The organism is sulfur-oxidizing endosymbiont of Gigantopelta aegis, from assembly GCF_016097415.1.
Lineage (GTDB): Bacteria > Pseudomonadota > Gammaproteobacteria > GRL18 > GRL18 > GRL18.
Genome location: NZ_JAEHGE010000001.1, coordinates 2,752,778 through 2,770,481, shown reverse-complemented (window position 1 = coordinate 2,770,481; position 17,704 = coordinate 2,752,778). Strand labels below are relative to the sequence as shown.

Genomic DNA, 17,704 nt, shown 5'->3' with positions numbered 1-17,704 from the left:
TTCTTCTGTCTTCTTCCGTTCTTTTCTTTGCTGTACTTTTTCTTGCTTTTCCTCAACTATCTCAGGTAGAGGAAATACTCAATGCCACGTTCAGGAACTTGCAAGTGCTTGCACTGCCACACTTTTTTCAAACCCAACCCCCGCTCTAAAGGTCGTCAGAAATTCTGCTCAGCACCTGAGTGTCGACAAGCCAGTAAGGCCGCCAGTCAAAAAAAATGGCTGCAAAAACCTCAAAATAAAAACTACTTCTGTGGCACTGTCAATGTCCAGCGTGTTCAGCAATGGCGTTCCCAAAATCCAAAATACTGGAAAATTGTACAACAATCATTGGATAACCCATTACCGTTACAAGATACCTTAATCACGCAAGCGATTGATATAAAAGAGAAAACAGACGATCTTAACGCCAATGCGTTACAAGAGATCTTAAAGTCCCAACCCACTGTTTTAATAGGATTAATTGCACATCTTATCGGTAGTACGTTACAAGATGACATAGTCGAGAGTGGTCTGAAACTGCGAGAATTAGGCGAGGATCTTTTACTCAACACTCACCTAAAACATGGAGAAAACAATGACCGAGCATCCTATGCCCAATCCAGGGCAATTACGTCAAATCCCTCTCAGTTCAGTTGGATCGATCACCGCCTGGTTCGTGATGGCCACTTTGAGTTAATGTGGCTATACTTAACCGGACACACAACTTAAAATAACTAAAAGATAAAAAGTGTGACCTAAAATGAATGATCAAACAAAAAAACCGAATAAAAGCTATACATCAGAATTTAAAGAATCAGCTGTCAAATTAGCTAATGAGACGGATCAACCCGTTTCTCAGACTGCCAGGGAGCTAGGTGTTAATGTAAATACTCTACATACCTGGATCAGTAAATATTCCAAACCGGTGAAGACGGTAGCCAATAGAAGTGATGAACACATTTATGATGAAGTAAAACGTCTGAAAAAAGAATTGGCAAAAGTGATTCAGGAGCGTGATTTATTAAAAAGGCCACAGCGTACTTTGCAAGGGAAACTTTGTGAAGTACGCATGGATAACTGATCAGGCTAAAGATTACCCGGTAACGATTCTGTGCCGTTTTATGGATGTTTCCGTAGTTGCTATTATGATTGGGTTAGCTCTCCTAAAACGGATAGAGAGAAAGAAAATGAAGCGCTTACTGAGCAGCTAAAAAACTGTTTGAAGACAGTCGCAAGACTTATGGAACCCGTCGTCTTAAAAAGAAAACTGGCTGAAAAAGGCGTTCATATAAGCCGCCGGAGAATTGGTCGATTAATGAAAAAAGCCGGTTTGTTTTGTAAAACGAAGAGACGCTTTAAAGCGACGACTAATTCCAAGCATAATAAGCGTATATCTCCAAATTTACTGGAAAGAGAGTTTACTGTCTCTCAACCTGATCGCTACTATGTGGGTGATATTACCTATATTGCCACCAAGGAAGGCTGGTTATATTTAGCGGTTGTCATTGACTTATTCTCTAGGCAAATTGTTGGCTGGTCGATGGATGAGCGAATGAAAGCCAAGCTAGTCAATGATGCTTTACTGATGGCCATATGGAAGCGTAAACCAATGGATGGATTGCTTTGGCATACTGACCGAGGTAGCCAATATGCCTCTGATAGTCATAGAAAAATATTGTCGGATCATAACATAATTCAGTCTATGAGCCGCAAAGGAAATTGCTGGGACAATGCTGTATCAGAGAGCTTCTTTCATAGTTTGAAAACTGAATTGACGCACCATTGTCGATTCAAAACCAGAGTAGAAGCAAAGCAGGCAATATTTGAATATATTGAGGTATTTTATAATCGGGAGCGACTTCATTCGGCTAATGATTATTTGTCACCAGTCGATTATGAAATACAGCAGGAAATAGCTTAAATCGATTGATTGAAGAGGGGTAAAAGGCGACATAAATGCCGCCCATTACCGTTGACGGCCATCGGCTCCTCAGCCTGTGCCGTGAAGATATTGTAACAGGATCATTACCGTTGTGAAAATACCTTGGGTGAATGGAACGGCTCTATCGTTCCAGAGGGCAAAGCCCTTTCTCTTCATCTGTTTAAAGTTAACATGAGAAACTAAAATGATAGGAAATACAAAATGACAAAAATCACTTGAAACAGCCAAAAAATATTTAGAAAACTGTCCGGAAAAGTGTTGACACATCAACCGGCTTTTTCTTCATCTGTCAGATCGATGAAGACAGGGACTCTTGGAATAGTCTTTGAGAAAGGCTTCCTGCCTGTTTTTTCTTTCTTCTTAGGCGAAGTGGTTTTAGGTTCAGGGAGCCCCTCATCGTCAGCCGCCTGCTCAGCTTCATCAAATAAGCGTTCCTGACCATCACTTTTTTCACTGCTGGGTGCAAAGCGTTTACTACGAGCCAGACGAAGGGCTTCTTCCAGTATTTTTATACGTTGGTTTTTCTGTTCAATGACACTCAACAATTCATTCTTGTCCGCGTGTGAAAAAGCGGAAAATATAGAGTCGTTTTTGTGGATTCAGCCTTGTTTTGCATGGCTTTATTATAACAAAAAATAGACTAAAAGTACTTAAAATACAGACTCATAATGCAATTTCTTATGCGGTTTCATGACACTGATATCATAGCCGTCTAATAGCCAGTTGATTTGTTGTCCGGTGATATTCATCAGGTCATCTTCACCCTTTGGCCATTTGAACTTTTCTTCTGAGAGACTTTTGTAATAGAGTACAAAACCGGTATTATCCCAGAAGAGGCATTTAATTTTATTACGCTGACGATTGGTAAAGGCATACAGATGGCCTGCAAAAGGATTATGACCTAATTCACATTCAACAATGGCACTGAGGCCAATAAAACTTTTACGAAAATCAACAGGCTTCAGATAGAGATACACCTGTGGCAGGCTGAGTGATGGAAGTATGGCTGACTTCATTGGAACAATCCTGCTAATTGTTTTACCAGCTGTACATTATCGGCAGTCACCCCTTCAATGCGTAGCTGATTGGGTAATTCTACAATTAATGCTGAGGTGCGGGCTGAATAGTGTGTCGGGGAAGATAGTTGAATAAAACCATTCCCCTTTGTCATCGCACTGGTTTGCGTTGTTGCACCCAGCAACTTACGCTTGTAATAGCCAAAACGTTTGATGGGTAGCCCATGTTCCTGACAATAGGATGCCTGGCTGATACTGTTTTCATTCCATTGATTAACGTGGTCTTGCCAAAATTGTTTTGAGTTGGCTTGGGTTTCTGGTTTCATTGATGTGCCTCATAATTAATCGATGGATTGATTATGAGGCAGGGGAGATATTTTTGAATAACGCTAGATGGTTAAGCGCTTACGAACAACTTATGACTCAACCATCCAGTTTGAAACAAAACAATCAAACAAAGAAGAAAAGTGAAGCCATTCAAATGATGCTTGATATGCCCACTGATAAAGAAGTCGAAAGACTACTTGAACAGTTGAAATACTTTAAGTTGCCTGGTATTGCCGAGCATTATGAAGAGACGGCTTTAAAGGCTAATAAAGACAGTTGGTCTCATGTTAATTACCTGACTCAGTTAATTGAGTTGGAAAATAATAGGCGACAGGAAAGAGCAATTGAACGTAAAGTGAAAACGGCTCGATTCCCATTTGTGAAAACACTACAGCAGTTCAGTTGGAACTGGCCAAAGAAAATTAATCAACTGCAGATCAAGGATCTCTTTCGGCTACAGTTTTTAAAGCAACACACTAATATTATTTTACTGGGTGGCGTTGGCTTAGGAAAAACGCATCTGGCCACCGCCTTAGGTCATCATGCCTGTCTCAATGGAAAACGGGTCTTGTTTACAAATACGGTGGATGCCATTAACTCACTCATTGTGGCACAGAAATCGGGTCGTTTGAAACTGGAAATGCGCAAATACATTAAACCTGAAATCCTCATTTTAGATGAACTGGGCTACTTACCCATTGATAAGAATGGAGCCGATATGCTGTTTCAAATCATCTCTGGTCGTTATGAAGTGGGCTCAACGGTGATCACCACCAATCGTGCCTTTAAGGACTGGCCAGAGATCTTTAACAATGACAGCACATTGACCTCAGCATTGCTGGATAGATTACTGCATCATGCTCAGACAGTGGTTATTGAAGGAAAAAGCTATCGTATGAAAGATCAGATTGAAAGTTAAAGGGAAGTCATTCAAATCCCAGATCATGACTTGATCTGGGAGTCATTGAGGTGATCTGGCCGAAACAATTTCAAATGGCCAACTCTTTACAAATTCACGAGACCGCTGTCATCCAGACTGCCCGAGTGAATATATTAATCGCTATTTCTGATTTATTAGACAATAACAAAGGAACAGATATAGAAATACCGATTCTTTTAGCGGATGCAGTGTATTCCCCAGCTCGAAATCCTAAAAAAGATGAATTGATTGTCTCTTATAAAATTGGTAGTGAAGTAGCCGATCTTGAAATTTTATTGCCTTCAGAATTGGCTTTTGATAGAAGTCGTTTAGATTCCGTATTTTTACTAATGGATAATTTAGTTTCAAAAAGTACTCAGTGGCGTGAGACAGAAAAAAAAATTAATACAAAAAAATTAATTACATCCAATGAAATGAAAGAATGGAGATCACCACTCAAGCATACTTATGAAAAAATTCTGGATTTACATGAAAGAAACTGGAATGGTATCTGGTTTCGTATAGTGCGTAATTTCTTCTGGTCTGCTATTGCAGGAAAGTTTGATGTGGTTGTTGGTAATCCACCTTGGGTCAGATGGTCAAAATTACCCGAATTATACCGTGAACGTATAAAGCCAACCTGTGATCATTATGGAATTTTCTCAAAACAAAATTTCATGGTGGAAATGAACTTGATATATCAGGAATGATCACCTATACCGTTGCAGATAAATGGCTCAAAGATGAAGACGGAATTTTAGCATTTGTTATCACGCAAACTCATTTTCAATCACCATCTTCAGCAGGTTTTCGATCATTTTATATCGGAAATAATCAGATCATTCAACCTGTAGGGATTGATGATCTAAAAAGCTTTAAAGCCATTTCCTGATGCAGCCAATAAAACAGCTATTTTTATTGCTAAAAAATGCAAAGGTAACACAATAAAATATCCTATACCCTATGCTATATGGGAAGCGGCTAAAGGAAATAAAAAAGCAATCCCTGCTCACCTCACAAAACAAGAAGCTCTTGATTCAGTTGACATTGATAAGTGTGAGGCAACCCCTGTTACGGGAGGTGATTCACCATGGGCTATTACACCGAAAGGTGGTTTTAAAGCATTTAAAAGATCACTGGTGCAAGCACTTGGGTTAACGGCAGAAAAGGAGTAACCACAGAATTAAATGGTATTTATTTTGTAAAAATTATTGATACAAATAAAAATAATAATTTGGTGCAAATTGAAACCTGCCCTGACTTTGGAAGAAATGAAAAAGTAAAACCAGCAAGAAAGTTTTGGATAGAACCTGATTTTCTATATCCTTTAGTTAAGGGGGCTGGAGATATACAGGAATGTTATGTCTCAATCAAAAAAGATTTATATGTACTGGTGCCTAATAAGGGATCACAAAACAGTTATTAGAAGATTGTGAAAATGACATGGAAGACAAACCAAAGTGTGAAGGATTTTTTAGCACCTATCAAGACCAGCTTATTTTAAGATCAACATATAGCAAACGAATGACAGAACACGCACCTTATTTCTGTATTTCAAATGTTGGCAGTTATACTTTCGCACCATTTAAAGTGGTATGGCCTGAACAGCCTGGCAATAAATCATTTAGAGCGGCAGTCATTACAAAAGGTAACGATCCTATCAGTGGTCAAAAAGTTTTTGTTCCCGACCACAAATTGTTTTTTGTTGATTTTTATGATTCAGAGCCAGCCTATTATCTTTGTGGTTTACTAAACAGCTCTACAGTACAAGCTTTTATTGATAGTCATAATATTTCAATTCAAGTGGGTAATGTGTTTAAACACATGAATTTACCAGAATTTGATGCAGATAATAAGAAACATAAAGAGTTATCAGCATTAAGTGAAGTAGCACATAATGAAGATAACAAAATCAAAAGACAAGCATTGTTAAAAACTATTTCTAAACTTGGAAATTCATTACTTTGAGCAAATATGGGTGTTTTTATACAAAAATATCAACACCTTTGTTTATCGGCTTGGTTAAGAGTGCGTGAATGGTATACCAGTGAGCTAGGACAAGCTTTGCTCGCCAGTGAAAAAAATGCCCTGAATGATTTGTTGGAACAAGTTTTTGGCTATAACTTAGTGCAATTGGGTTGCTTGGACAAAGCAGGCTTAATGGCTAAATCAAGAACTTGTTCACAATACGTCATCGAGTCGCTTAAGCCTGTAAGTCACTTAAACAACCATTCTCACCTTATTACTGAATTCGAACAACTACCAATACAAAACCATTCAGTTGATGCAGTGATATTGCCTCATACCCTTGAATTTGAAGCCAATCCTCATCAAATACTCAGAGAAGTGGAACGTATACTGGTTGCCGAAGGTAAGGCTGTTTTTCTTGGTTTTAATCCTTATAGTACCTGGGGTTTGTGGCATAAATATTGGGATGTAAAAAATACCCTTGCCAATAAAAAAAATAAGCATAAAGCACCTCATGAGTTGGCACCTTTACCCTCATGTGGGCACCTCATTAGTCAGAGACGCTTGCGAGACTGGTTGCAATTGCTTGGATTTGACATTGACTTGATAAGTGAGTATTTTTATCGGCCGCCAATTGCCAGTTTGGTGTTACTTAATAAGCTCGAATTTATGGAGCAGGCGGGTCAGTTTTCCAGAATTTTACCTGCTGGTGGGTATTTGCTGGTAGCAACGAAGCGTGTTTCAACATTGACACCCATTCGTCCCCGTTGGCGTTTTGCTAAGGGGATAATAGGCACTGAGACAGTCGAAACAGCCGGTCTTAAGACGAACTTAGAGCCAAACTTGGATCCAAAGTTAGATCTAAGTACGGATCAACAAAAAAAAGAAAATAAATAACATGGATAATAAAACGATTTACCTCTTTACTGATGGCGCTTGCAAGGGCAATCCCGGCCGCGGTGGCTGGGGAGTACTCATGAAATACAATGACACAGAGAAAGAATTATTTGGCGGTGAACTCGATACGACTAATAATCGCATGGAAATGATGGCAGCGATCAAAGGCCTAGCAGAACTCAAACGTCCCTGTGAAGTGGTATTAACAACGGATTCACAATATTTACGCAAAGGTATTACAGAATGGATTACTAACTGGAAAAAAAGGGGCTGGAAAACAGCGAGCAAAAAACCAGTTAAAAATGTCGATTTATGGAAACAACTAGATGAATTGAGTAAAGAGCATACGATTAGCTGGGAATGGGTAAAGGGACATTCAGGACACATCGAAAACGAAAGAGCCGATGATCTGGCGAATAGAGGCATTGAGATGCTATGAGACAAATAGTACTGGATACAGAAACGACAGGTCTTGAACCGGCTCATGGTCATCGAATTATCGAAATTGGCTGCGTTGAGATGGTTGACCGACAATTAACCGGCAATACCTTCCATAAATACATCAATCCTGAAACCAAGAAAGTGGATCAGGGAGCATTAGAAGTGCATGGTATTACGGATGATTTCTTATCAGATAAGCCATATTTTGCCGATGTTTATGATGAATTTTTGGAGTTTGTTAAGGGCTGTGAGTTAATTATTCATAATGCGCCTTTTGATGTTGGCTTCTTAAATAATGAAATTAAATTATTAGAAAAAAAATTAGCTCAGCCTCTTCAAATGGTGGATGTGAGTTGTCAGATCCTCGATTCTTTAAAGCTGGCAAGAGAAAACCATCCTGGCCAAAAAAATAATCTGGATGCACTTTGTCGACGTTATTTTATTGATAATAGTAATCGACAATTACACGGTGCCTTACTGGATTCTGAAATTCTAGCAGATGTTTATCTCGCTATGACCGGTGGGCAAACGAGTTTATCTTTGGATGATAGTGCTGATAGTGGGGCTAATTCAGAAACGATACGACGTTTAAGCTCAACTCGTGCGGCATTGAAAGTGCAGGCGCCAAATAATGAAGAGCTGGATGCGCATACTGAATATGTTGCCATGCTGGAAAAGAAATCCGGGCAAAGTGGTGTCTGGAGCTAAGCGCTATATCCAAGTATTACGAGTATAAGGGTAGGCTGTAGGGTGGGCATGGCTTTATCTGCCCACGCTGACTCAATACCTTGTATTCACACTTTCAGCGTGGGTACTAATTTATTTGTGAGAGCAGATTTAAATCATTGGTTTGTACGTTCAACTGATAATCACTTTTCAATTTACCGTGTACACCGATATACCAAGTAGCGGCAGTATGGCTGGTTAAGCGACAGGTCTCAATGGATGAGCCTTGCTTAAGCGGAGCACAAAGAAATTCATTTTTAGTTGGTTTCTTGGAACGTGAAACATATAAATCAACATCATCGCTAATTTTTCTTAGCTTAACAGTCAGTTTAGTAGGATTATCAACTTCAATTTTGTAAAAATGCCAACTTTTATAGTCAATTTCTTTAACAATTGTGTCTTCCGGATAAATTGAGGTGGTATCAGCAGCATAAGCTGAAGTAAAGCTCGCAAAACTGCTCATTAAACTGATAGTTGTTAGCAAAAGAAAACGGTTAGTCATAAAAAGCCCCTCTAAAGAAACATAAATGGTCTATTTTTATTGTTTTTAACTACTTAACCTTATAATTTGTAAGCTTATACCTACTTTGACTAAATTATATGACTATTTACGCAATAATCATGACAAATGGTGCAAAGATTTGATGCTAGCAGCAATATTATCGAATAGCTTCAAATTATCTATATTGAGTGATCAAATCAATCATCTTTTGCGCCGCTGGTGATAAGCTTCTTTTTTTATGTGTGATGATGCCTAGGGAGCGATTAGCAGATAAACTTGGGGTATTAATTGCTATTAAAGAATCATCCACTAGCGTTTGCGGTAATACACTCCATCCTAGGCCAACACTGACCATCATTTTTATGGTTTCAAGATAATTATTAGATAATTTAACATTAAGCTCAAGAGAGAATTTAGAAAAATATTCATCTAAAAGTTCACGGGTATAAGTTCCTTTTTCAGGTAAAATTACTGGAAATTGAGTCAGTTCTTTTAAATCATGTGCTGTAAAATCAATGGATGCATTCTTTTCCAAATGCTTATTTTCTAAAATTGGATGATAATTGTTAATACAGATGGTCATGGGATCAGACCATATTTTAACTAGCTTAAGGCAAGTTGCGGGATTGTTGGGTAAAGTTGTCACGGCCAGTTCTATTTCGGCATTTTCAACGGCTAGGCAGGCCGCTTCTGAATTCATGAAATCGAGTTTTAAATTGACCTGAGGATATTCATAAACATATTGCTTTAATACCGGTGGCAAATGATGTAAACCAATATGATGACTGGTTAGCATGGCTAATTCACCCGCGACAATACCACCCATTTCTGCCAGTGCATTTTTACCGGATTGAACTTCGTCAATAATCTTCTGTGCTCGGGGTAGAAACAAGCGTCCTGCTTCGGTGAGTATGATTTTTTTCTTGATGCGATCAAACAATTGGTAATTAAGTTCAGATTCCAGTGAGGCGATACGCTTACTAATGGCTGGTTGGCTTAGATAAAGGGTTTCAGCCGTTAATGAAAAGGACTGTTTTTTTGCGACACAAAGAAAAGTTTCTATAGCGGGAATGTCCATATTCAGTTTACCTCTATCTAAACTATAGTTATTTATTATATAAAAAATCAATCAGTATAACTTTTAGTTATACAAAATATAAAAATATTTAATTTGAGTTATTATAGTTTAAGCGATATTATAATTGCAACAAAAACAGATAATTGACCTATTAGCAGGAGAACCGGCATGGGTGCTAAAACATTGTATGATAAATTGTGGGATAGTCATGTTGTCCGTGAAAATGATGATGGTACGTCACTATTATATATCGATCGACAATTAATTCATGAGGTGACTTCCCCCCAAGCATTTGAAGGGCTTAGACTGGCTAATCGTCAACCCTGGAAATTATCATCTAATCTTGCCACGCCTGATCATAATGTGCCAACAACTGATCGTGATAAGGGAATCAGTGATCCCATATCTAAGCTTCAGGTTGATACCTTGGATGATAATTGTAAAGCCTTCGGCATTACTGAATTTAAAATGGATGACATCCGTCAGGGTATTGTTCACGTAGTCAGTCCTGAGCAAGGGGCAACCTTGCCGGGTATGACTTTAGTGTGTGGCGATTCTCATACTTCCACTCACGGTGCATTTGGTACATTAGCTTTTGGAATTGGTACCTCAGAAGTCGAACATGTTTTAGCTACCCAATGTTTGATTCAGAAAAAATCAAAAAATATGCGAGTTGAGGTCAATGGGTCGTTAAACCCCAGTGTTACCGCTAAAGATGTTATTTTAGCCATTATTGGCAAAATCGGTACCGCAGGTGGTACGGGTTATGCCATTGAATTCTCGGGTGATACCATTCAATCCTTCTCAATGGAAGGGCGAATGACCCTATCGAATATGGCAATTGAAGCCGGAGCAAGAGCCGGAATGGTTGCCGTTGATCAAACTACGATTGATTACGTGAAGGGTAGACCTTATGCCCCTAAAGATGAGCAATGGCAAAATGCAATTGAATATTGGCAGACCTTCTACTCAGATGATGATGCTATTTTTGATAAAACAGTGACTTTGGATGCTAAAAAGATTAAACCTCAGGTCACTTGGGGCACTTCGCCTGAAATGACCATGGCGATTGATGAAGCGATTCCAGATCCAGACAAAGAATCCGATCCAGTCAAACAAGAAGGCATGAAAGCTGCACTTGAATACATGGGCTTAACTGCGGGTAAAGCAATCTCGACAATTCCTGTTGATGTTGTGTTTATTGGCTCTTGTACTAATTCTCGTGTTGAAGATATTCGTGCCGCTGCCGCAGTTGCCGATGGCCAACAAGTGGCAAAAAATATTAAACAAGCTTTAGTAGTACCAGGCTCAGGTCTGATTAAACAACAAGCTGAAAAAGAAGGACTTGATAAAATTTTGCTTGCAGCAGGATTTGAATGGCGCGAACCGGGTTGTTCTATGTGTTTGGCTATGAATGCCGATCGTTTAGAACCACAAGAACGTTGTGCTTCCACTTCCAATCGTAATTTTGAAGGACGTCAGGGGCAGGGTGGACGCACGCATTTGGTGAGTCCTGCCATGGCCGCAGCAGCGGCTATTGCCGGGCATTTTATTGATGTGAATGATTGTTTAGCAAGTAAGACTTAGAGGAGACTAGTATGGAAAAGTTTATAAAAATGACAGCGATAGCAGTGCCTCTGGATCGTGCTAATGTGGATACGGATGCAATTATTCCGAAGCAATTCTTAAAATCCATTAAGCGCAGTGGTTTTGGTCCTAACTTATTTGATGAATGGCGTTATCTGGATCATGGAGAGCCGGGTATGGATAATTCCAATCGTCCCATCAATCCAGATTTCATATTAAATAAAGATCGTTATAAGGGCGCTAGAATTTTATTGGCCCGTGATAACTTCGGCTGTGGTTCTTCCCGTGAGCATGCCCCCTGGGCATTGGAGGATTTTGGGATGCGGGTCATCATTGCCCCCAGTTTTGCTGATATTTTCTACAATAACTGTTTTAAAAATGGCTTATTACCTATCATCTTATCTGAAACAGTGATCGATGATTTATTTAATGCTGTAGAAAATAATGAAGGTTTTCAATTGACTGTGGATTTAAAACAGAAAAAAATCACTGCTGATGCATCCTCGGGTCAGGCATTTGATATAGATTTTGACCTGGATCAGTTTCGACGTCATTGTTTGCTAGAAGGTCTGGATGAAATTGCCCTCACCTTAGAAAATTCGGATGATATTCGTGCTTATGAGAAAAAACAACAGGCTATAACACCTTGGTTATTCTAGACATGGGTTATTTTAAACAAACATATTTGATGCGGTTCGTTCCTCACCACATCCTACAAATGAAATTTACATTAGCTTAATTGTAACAACAACTATTTAGAGATTATATTATGAAAAATATTGCCGTATTACCGGGTGATGGTATCGGAGTTGAAATCGTAGCACAGGCTGTCAAAGTGCTAAATTGTTTGCAAACCGATTTTGGCCTGGAAATCGAAATGGAAGAAGGTCTAGTCGGTGGTTCAGCCTATGATGAAACGGGCTCGCCATTACCGGAAGCAACCCTAACACTGGCCAAAAAAGCCGATGCTATCCTGCTAGGTGCAGTCGGTGGTTATAAGTGGGAATCACTTGATATTGCTGTTCGTCCAGAAAAAGGCCTTCTGGGCTTACGCTCAGAACTAGAGTTATTTGCTAATCTTCGTCCCGCTATTTTATATCCACAATTAGCCCATGCTTCAAGCTTAAAGCCAGAGATAGTATCTGGTTTGGATATTATGATAGTACGTGAATTAACCGGAGGTATCTATTTTGGTCAGCCTCGTGGTATAAGAACACTTGAAAATAATGAAAAACAAGGCTTTAATACACTTATCTATAAAGAGTCTGAGATAGAAAGAATTGCTCATGTGGCTTTTGAAACTGCCATGAAACGTGATAAACGTCTTTGTTCCGTGGACAAGGCCAATGTGCTTGAGTGTACAGAACTGTGGCGTGAAGTGATGATCAGGGTTAGTAAGGACTATTCTGAAGTCGAATTAAGTCACATGTATGTCGATAATGCCGCGATGCAATTAGTCCGCGCGCCTAAACAATTTGATGTCATGGTCACAACCAATATGTTTGGTGATATTTTATCTGACTGTGCTGCCATGTTAACAGGCTCAATTGGTATGCTGCCATCAGCCTCAATGGATAAAAATCAAAAGGGCATGTACGAGCCCATTCATGGTTCTGCACCGGATATTGCCGGACAGGATAAGGCTAACCCAATAGCAACGATCTTATCGGTCGCCATGATGCTACGTTATTCTTTGGGCTCTGAAGCATTAGCCATAAAAATTGAAAAAGCAGTCGAAGACGTACTTAATCAGGGGCTTAGAACAGCGGACATTTATACCGAAGGCGATAAACTTATTGGTACCGAAGCCATGGGTGATGCAGTAGTCGCGGCCTTAAAGGCACTTTAAACAGTAAAAAACAATTGTAGTAATTATCAAGTCAGGATAAATAAAATGACCAAAGAATATGATGTAGCAGTAGTTGGTGCCACGGGTGCAGTGGGTGAAACCATGATTGCCATACTTGAAGAACGTAATTTTCCAGTAAGAAACCTTTACCCGCTAGCCAGTGCTCGTTCGGCAGGGAGTAAAATCCAATTTAAGGGTAAAAATTATACCGTACAAGATTTGAGTGAATTTGATTTTTCTCAGGTACAAATAGGCTTATTTTCAGCCGGAGGTAGTATTTCAGAAGTTTATGCCCCTAAAGCGGCAGAAGCGGGCTGTGTAGTGATTGATAATACCGCACATTTTCGCTATGACGATGACATTCCTCTGGTCGTGCCGGAAGTCAATCCTCATGCGATTGCAGATTATAAAAAGCGTGGCATTATTGCCAACCCCAATTGCTCAACCATTCAGATGCTAGTGGCACTGAAGCCTATTCATGATGCGGTTGGACTTGAGCGAATCAATGTGTGTACCTATCAGGCTGTTTCTGGCACAGGTAAAAATGCCATTGAAGAATTGGCCGGTCAAACTGCTAGTCTACTGAATGGCAAAGATATTAAGGTTGAAGTCTATCCCAAGCAAATCGCCTTTAATGTCTTACCACATATTGATGTTTTTAAAGATAACGGCTATACCAAAGAAGAAATGAAGATGGTATGGGAAACTAACAAAATTTTTGAAGATGATTCAATTTTAGTCAATCCAACAGCGGTTAGAGTTCCTGTGTTTTTTGGTCATTCCGAAGCCTTACACATTGAAACTAAAGAAAAAATCACTGTTGAAAAAGCCACAGAACTACTTAAGGCTTTTGATGGCGTGGTGGTATTGGATGAGCGCAATGATGGCGGCTATGCAACTGCTGTGACTGAAGGTGCGGGTAATGATCCTGTGTATGTCAGCCGTATCCGTGAAGATATTTCTCATCCTCGTGGCCTAGACCTCTGGGTGGTTGCTGATAATGTCCGTAAAGGCGCCGCATTGAATAGTGTGCAAATAGCAGAAATATTGATTAAAGATCACCTATAATTAATAAAATATTGCCACTTAACGTGAATTGTTTAGCAAATTTTAATTAATTTGCTAACTAGTTAATGTTTTTCTTGAATTTTTTAATTTAACATACTAATAATAATAGAGAATAACTTAAGTTTTTTATGATTTAATGCTATCTTATGTTGTATAAAGTGAATACTTACTTTGTCTGCAATAAATATAGCGATAAAAAATTAAGCCTAAATTATAAAAAAAATCAGTATTTAAAACGACTTTAAACACTGATCATATAAATCTGTCATTACTACAAAACTGACTTTATAAAACTGAATAAAAAAAGGGAGCCAGCAAGTGCGGAAATCAATCCTTGCATGTACCGTATCATTCTTAATGACACCTATGGCCAGTTGGGCACTAGGTATGGGGGATATTCAGGTTAATTCGTCATTAAATCAACCTTTGAATGCAGAAATAGCACTGCATTCGGTGACGAAAAAAGACCTAGACACCTTACGCATTGGACTGGCTCCCAGAAATGTCTACATCCGTGCTGACATCGAGCGTAGCGAGTATTTAAGAAAGTTTCGTTTTAAAATAATCCAGCAGGGGGGTAAGAATTATGTGCAAGTTACCACCAAAAAACCTTTCAGAGAACCCTTTGCCAACTTTTTGATTGAAGCGAGTTGGGGCTCAGGGCGTTTGCTCAGAGAATACACCATGTTGCTTGATCCACCTGAGTTCATTAGGAAACAAGCACAACCCGTTACAACGGCCACGGCATCACGTTCATCTCAAGTCAGACGAACAACAAAACCAACAAGCAGTAAATCTTATACGTCTAAGGCAAGTAACACATCGGCCTATGCATCAGATACTTCTTCAGGTACAGGTTTAAGCTATGGACCAACACAGCGTAATGACACTTTATGGGTGATAGCTAAAGAAATGGCGCCAGGTAATGTTTCTGTCAATCAAATGATGATGGCCTTGCTACGTGAAAATCCTAATGCTTTTATCGATAATAATATTAATAGCCTTAAGTCAGGCTATGTATTACGCATTAAAAACGTTGATTCAATCTCAGAAGTGAGTCGTTTAAATGCCAAACGTCAGGTTCAGGAACAATATCAAGATTGGAAAAATCTGCGTAAACAGGCAAGCAGCTCCAACATGGTTGATCGTAGTGATCGTAGTTCTGATGCAGCACCTACTGATGGTAAGTTGACACTGGTTGCTTCGGGTGATACCGAAAATTCAGATATGCAACAAGGTGATCTGAATTCAAAAGCCAAGCAACTTAAAAACAAATTAATGTTGACTGGTGAAGAACTTGAGTCAAAAGAGGTTGAAAATCAGGAACTAAGAGCAAGAATTAAAGAATTAGAAGATCTTTTAAAAACTAAAACCTCTTTGGTTGAATTAAAAGACGCCAGCCTTGCAGCATTGCAAAAACAAAAAGAAATACAAGCAGTAGAAGCTGAAACTACAACTACAACTGATGTCGAAGAAATTGTTACCGACGAAGCGGTAGAATCTGTTGAACAAATAATAACAGCAATAGAAATAGTTTCTGATGAGGCTAAGACTACTGATGACATGCAAGCAGCTGAAAATACTGATGCCGATGTTATTGATGCCAATGTTTCGGAAACTAAAGATTCTACGGGTGATACTGCAACAGATACTACTGAAGCAATAGTTGATGCAGATAGTTCTGAATCCTCAGAAGCTACGACTGATAGCAATACACAAGAAAGCATGACTCCAGAAATGGCAATGCCAGAAAAAGAGTCAGTAACACCAGCAGAGCCAACGCCAGAAGTAAAACCCGTTGCAGAAGTTGTGGAAAAGGTAGTAGAAGAAAAAACAAAACCAGTTAAACCAGCGACTGCACCGGTTGAGTCAGATGATTTTGCACCTGATGAAATAGTCGATATGCTCCTGAGTGAAGAAATGCTGCCCTATACTGCTGGCGGTGGTGGTTTCTTAGTATTACTACTCGCTTGGTTAGGTTTACGTGGCCGTGGCAAAAAAGAAAACGAATTTGAGGAAAGCATCCTTGATTCAAAAATGACAGGCGATGAAAGTGATTTTGGTCTGGATGATTCTGAATTGGTTGAAGCCAATAAGCCTGAAAAAGACGGTGGCCTTGCATCGGATACAGAAACATCATTTTTAAGTGATTTCTCTGCTGATGATATGGAGTCTTTACAACCTGATGATACTGAAGCTGATCCCATGTCAGAAGCTGATGTCTTTATGGTTTATGGACGTTATCAACAGGCAGAAGAGTTACTTCAAGGCGCGATCAAATCGGAACCTGAACGTGTTGATTATCAAATGAAATTACTTGAAGTTTATCATGGTGATAACTTAAAGGATTCATTTGCTGTACAAGCAGACGTCGTTAAAGATTTATTGAAACAATCCAATGATGATTATGAATTAACATCAGAATGGACTAAGGCAAAATCATGGGCAGAGAAATTAGGCCTTGATATTGATATGCCTGATTTCTTTGATGAAGACACAACCAAATCTGAACAATCACCGAATGATGAGGAGTCATTAGACGAATTAACCGATGATTTATCATTGGATAGTGAAGAAATTGAATTTAATGAAGATTCAATTCTTGGTGATGTAGATGACGAGTTATCCCTGGATGATTTGGAAGATAGTTCAGAGCTAACTTTAGATAATCTCGATGATATATCACTAGACGAGGAGTCTTCTGAATTTACCCTTGAAGAAAATGAGATTAATAATGATCAAGCTGAAGACACTAGTGATGACTTTGAACTTAGTCTGGATGATTTTGACGAGAATACTTCGGATAATGAACTATCAGAAGAACTTTCTTTAGAAGGCACAGATGAATTTGATTTAAACTTTGATGAAACTACGGATTCAGAAACAAGTCTTGAGTTAGATGAAACCTTAGAGCTGGATACTGAAGATGAGAGCTTAGAATTAGATAACAGCCTTGATCTTGAAGAGGACAGCCTTGAGCTTGATGAAAATAGCCTTGAGCTTAACGAAGACAGCCTTGAGCTTAACGAAGACAGCCTTGAGCTTGATGGCGATAACCTTGAACTTGACGAAGACAGTTTTGAGTTAGATGACAATAGCCTTGAACTTGATGAAAACAGCCTTGAAATAGACGATGATGATCTCATTCTAGATGATGAAGCAACGGACACTGAAGAGTTGGACTTTATTGCTGAAGAGTTTGATCAACTTGAGGGTGATTTCCCCGAGCTTGATGCTGTAGGGACAAAGCTTGATTTAGCCAAAGCCTATATTGATATGGGCGATATGGAATCAGCATCAAGTATATTGAATGAAGTTGTTGATGAAGGTGATGATGAACAAAAAGCACAGGCTAAATCACTTTTAGATCAGGCTGATAGCTAATTATTTAAATATCACAAGCTT

The 17,704-nt window shown here is 39.1% G+C and carries 21 protein-coding genes; 16 read left to right on the top strand and 5 right to left on the bottom strand.

Going from position 1 to position 17,704, the window contains the following annotated elements; all coding sequences use genetic code 11:
* The first annotated feature begins 81 nt into the window (after positions 1 to 81).
* The 3 genes from JEU79_RS13960 to JEU79_RS13955 are packed head-to-tail and all read left to right on the top strand — an operon-like array spanning position 82 to position 1,900.
* Positions 82 to 708 carry a hypothetical protein gene (locus tag JEU79_RS13960; protein ID WP_198264590.1) on the top strand — a complete coding sequence of 209 codons (627 nt, stop codon included), beginning with the start codon at positions 82 to 84 and terminating at the stop codon, positions 706 to 708.
* Positions 709 to 739: 31 nt separating this feature from the next.
* A complete protein-coding gene (locus tag JEU79_RS26565) occupies positions 740 to 1,060 on the top strand; it encodes a transposase (protein WP_198263033.1) in 321 nt (106 codons plus the stop codon).
* Positions 1,061 to 1,090: 30 nt separating this feature from the next.
* The gene (locus tag JEU79_RS13955; RefSeq protein WP_198263365.1) at positions 1,091 to 1,900 is read left to right on the top strand and encodes an IS3 family transposase; all 810 of its coding nucleotides are present in this window, start codon (positions 1,091 to 1,093) and stop codon (positions 1,898 to 1,900) included.
* A gap of 287 nt (positions 1,901 to 2,187) precedes the next feature.
* Here the strand turns inward: JEU79_RS13955 and JEU79_RS13950 are convergent, their stop codons facing one another.
* From JEU79_RS13950 to tnpA, 3 genes are all read right to left on the bottom strand, one after another.
* Entirely contained in the window at positions 2,188 to 2,466 is a 279-nt protein-coding gene (locus tag JEU79_RS13950) for a transposase (protein ID WP_198264589.1), read from the bottom strand.
* Between the two features lie 105 nt (positions 2,467 to 2,571).
* Positions 2,572 to 2,937 carry an IS66 family insertion sequence element accessory protein TnpB gene (gene tnpB, locus JEU79_RS13945; protein ID WP_198262804.1) on the bottom strand — a complete coding sequence of 122 codons (366 nt, stop codon included), beginning with the start codon at positions 2,935 to 2,937 and terminating at the stop codon, positions 2,572 to 2,574.
* Positions 2,934 to 3,263, bottom strand: coding sequence for an IS66 family insertion sequence element accessory protein TnpA (gene tnpA / locus JEU79_RS13940; protein WP_198262442.1), 330 nt, complete (start codon positions 3,261 to 3,263; stop codon positions 2,934 to 2,936). Before tnpA ends, tnpB begins: the two co-directional genes overlap by 4 nt.
* Positions 3,264 to 3,421: 158 nt before the next feature.
* Here tnpA and istB point away from each other — a divergent pair, with 158 nt between their 5' ends.
* From istB to dnaQ, 8 genes are all read left to right on the top strand, one after another.
* Entirely contained in the window at positions 3,422 to 4,183 is a 762-nt protein-coding gene (istB, locus tag JEU79_RS13935) for an IS21-like element helper ATPase IstB (protein WP_425511178.1), read from the top strand.
* Positions 4,184 to 4,257: 74 nt separating this feature from the next.
* Positions 4,258 to 4,893, top strand: a complete 636-nt coding sequence (locus JEU79_RS13930; protein ID WP_214660574.1) for an Eco57I restriction-modification methylase domain-containing protein — start codon at positions 4,258 to 4,260, stop codon at positions 4,891 to 4,893.
* The gene (locus JEU79_RS13925; RefSeq protein WP_198264587.1) at positions 4,890 to 5,075 is read left to right on the top strand and encodes a hypothetical protein; all 186 of its coding nucleotides are present in this window, start codon (positions 4,890 to 4,892) and stop codon (positions 5,073 to 5,075) included. The genes JEU79_RS13930 and JEU79_RS13925 overlap by 4 nt, the downstream gene beginning before the upstream one ends.
* A 342-nt stretch (positions 5,076 to 5,417) precedes the next feature.
* Positions 5,418 to 5,609 carry a hypothetical protein gene (locus JEU79_RS25775; RefSeq protein ID WP_214660573.1) on the top strand — a complete coding sequence of 64 codons (192 nt, stop codon included), beginning with the start codon at positions 5,418 to 5,420 and terminating at the stop codon, positions 5,607 to 5,609.
* A gap of 17 nt (positions 5,610 to 5,626) precedes the next feature.
* Positions 5,627 to 6,151: a hypothetical protein gene (locus tag JEU79_RS13920; RefSeq protein ID WP_198264586.1), complete on the top strand. Its 525-nt coding sequence runs from the start codon at positions 5,627 to 5,629 to the stop codon at positions 6,149 to 6,151.
* A gap of 6 nt (positions 6,152 to 6,157) precedes the next feature.
* On the top strand, positions 6,158 to 7,048 hold the full coding sequence (locus JEU79_RS13915) for a methyltransferase domain-containing protein (RefSeq protein ID WP_198264585.1): 891 nt from the start codon (positions 6,158 to 6,160) through the stop codon (positions 7,046 to 7,048).
* A gap of 1 nt (position 7,049) precedes the next feature.
* The gene (gene rnhA, locus JEU79_RS13910; protein WP_198264584.1) at positions 7,050 to 7,487 is read left to right on the top strand and encodes a ribonuclease HI; all 438 of its coding nucleotides are present in this window, start codon (positions 7,050 to 7,052) and stop codon (positions 7,485 to 7,487) included.
* Complete coding sequence (dnaQ, locus tag JEU79_RS13905; RefSeq protein ID WP_198264583.1) at positions 7,484 to 8,197, top strand: DNA polymerase III subunit epsilon; 714 nt, start codon at positions 7,484 to 7,486, stop codon at positions 8,195 to 8,197. The genes rnhA and dnaQ overlap by 4 nt, the downstream gene beginning before the upstream one ends.
* Positions 8,198 to 8,303: 106 nt before the next feature.
* Here the strand turns inward: dnaQ and JEU79_RS13900 are convergent, their stop codons facing one another.
* Positions 8,304 to 8,717 carry a PPC domain-containing protein gene (locus JEU79_RS13900; protein WP_198264582.1) on the bottom strand — a complete coding sequence of 138 codons (414 nt, stop codon included), beginning with the start codon at positions 8,715 to 8,717 and terminating at the stop codon, positions 8,304 to 8,306.
* 175 nt (positions 8,718 to 8,892) lie between these two features.
* A complete protein-coding gene (locus JEU79_RS13895) occupies positions 8,893 to 9,795 on the bottom strand; it encodes a LysR family transcriptional regulator (protein ID WP_198264581.1) in 903 nt (300 codons plus the stop codon).
* 168 nt (positions 9,796 to 9,963) lie between these two features.
* On the opposite strand from JEU79_RS13895, the gene leuC reads away from it, so the two are divergent.
* The 5 genes from leuC to JEU79_RS13870 all read left to right on the top strand — a co-directional run bounded on the left by leuC (position 9,964) and on the right by JEU79_RS13870 (position 17,683).
* A complete protein-coding gene (gene leuC, locus JEU79_RS13890; protein WP_198264580.1) occupies positions 9,964 to 11,382 on the top strand; it encodes a 3-isopropylmalate dehydratase large subunit in 1,419 nt (472 codons plus the stop codon).
* Positions 11,383 to 11,393: 11 nt separating this feature from the next.
* A complete protein-coding gene (gene leuD / locus JEU79_RS13885; protein ID WP_198264579.1) occupies positions 11,394 to 12,041 on the top strand; it encodes a 3-isopropylmalate dehydratase small subunit in 648 nt (215 codons plus the stop codon).
* A gap of 107 nt (positions 12,042 to 12,148) precedes the next feature.
* The gene (leuB, locus tag JEU79_RS13880; RefSeq protein ID WP_198266014.1) at positions 12,149 to 13,231 is read left to right on the top strand and encodes a 3-isopropylmalate dehydrogenase; all 1,083 of its coding nucleotides are present in this window, start codon (positions 12,149 to 12,151) and stop codon (positions 13,229 to 13,231) included.
* Positions 13,232 to 13,276: 45 nt separating this feature from the next.
* A complete protein-coding gene (locus JEU79_RS13875; RefSeq protein ID WP_198264578.1) occupies positions 13,277 to 14,299 on the top strand; it encodes an aspartate-semialdehyde dehydrogenase in 1,023 nt (340 codons plus the stop codon).
* 357 nt (positions 14,300 to 14,656) lie between these two features.
* On the top strand, positions 14,657 to 17,683 hold the full coding sequence (locus JEU79_RS13870; RefSeq protein WP_214660572.1) for a FimV/HubP family polar landmark protein: 3,027 nt from the start codon (positions 14,657 to 14,659) through the stop codon (positions 17,681 to 17,683).
* Positions 17,684 to 17,704 lie beyond the last annotated feature (21 nt).

Bases quoted from the DNA above. Each gene is read 5' to 3' on its own strand.
- dnaQ (WP_198264583.1), top strand. From the start codon at position 7,484: ATGAGACAAATAGTACTGGATACAGAAACGACAGGTCTTGAACCGGCT.
- tnpB (WP_198262804.1), bottom strand. From the start codon at position 2,937: ATGAAGTCAGCCATACTTCCATCACTCAGCCTGCCACAGGTGTATCTC.
- JEU79_RS13870 (WP_214660572.1), top strand. From the start codon at position 14,657: ATGACACCTATGGCCAGTTGGGCACTAGGTATGGGGGATATTCAGGTT.
- JEU79_RS13915 (WP_198264585.1), top strand. From the start codon at position 6,158: ATGGGTGTTTTTATACAAAAATATCAACACCTTTGTTTATCGGCTTGG.
- istB (WP_425511178.1), top strand. From the start codon at position 3,422: ATGCTTGATATGCCCACTGATAAAGAAGTCGAAAGACTACTTGAACAG.
- JEU79_RS13930 (WP_214660574.1), top strand. From the start codon at position 4,258: ATGGCCAACTCTTTACAAATTCACGAGACCGCTGTCATCCAGACTGCC.
- JEU79_RS13900 (WP_198264582.1), bottom strand. From the start codon at position 8,717: ATGACTAACCGTTTTCTTTTGCTAACAACTATCAGTTTAATGAGCAGT.
- JEU79_RS13920 (WP_198264586.1), top strand. From the start codon at position 5,627: ATGGAAGACAAACCAAAGTGTGAAGGATTTTTTAGCACCTATCAAGAC.
- JEU79_RS13960 (WP_198264590.1), top strand. From the start codon at position 82: ATGCCACGTTCAGGAACTTGCAAGTGCTTGCACTGCCACACTTTTTTC.
- JEU79_RS13895 (WP_198264581.1), bottom strand. From the start codon at position 9,795: ATGGACATTCCCGCTATAGAAACTTTTCTTTGTGTCGCAAAAAAACAG.
- JEU79_RS13875 (WP_198264578.1), top strand. From the start codon at position 13,277: ATGACCAAAGAATATGATGTAGCAGTAGTTGGTGCCACGGGTGCAGTG.
- JEU79_RS26565 (WP_198263033.1), top strand. From the start codon at position 740: ATGAATGATCAAACAAAAAAACCGAATAAAAGCTATACATCAGAATTT.
- leuC (WP_198264580.1), top strand. From the start codon at position 9,964: ATGGGTGCTAAAACATTGTATGATAAATTGTGGGATAGTCATGTTGTC.
- JEU79_RS13925 (WP_198264587.1), top strand. From the start codon at position 4,890: ATGATCACCTATACCGTTGCAGATAAATGGCTCAAAGATGAAGACGGA.
- leuD (WP_198264579.1), top strand. From the start codon at position 11,394: ATGGAAAAGTTTATAAAAATGACAGCGATAGCAGTGCCTCTGGATCGT.
- tnpA (WP_198262442.1), bottom strand. From the start codon at position 3,263: ATGAAACCAGAAACCCAAGCCAACTCAAAACAATTTTGGCAAGACCAC.
- rnhA (WP_198264584.1), top strand. From the start codon at position 7,050: ATGGATAATAAAACGATTTACCTCTTTACTGATGGCGCTTGCAAGGGC.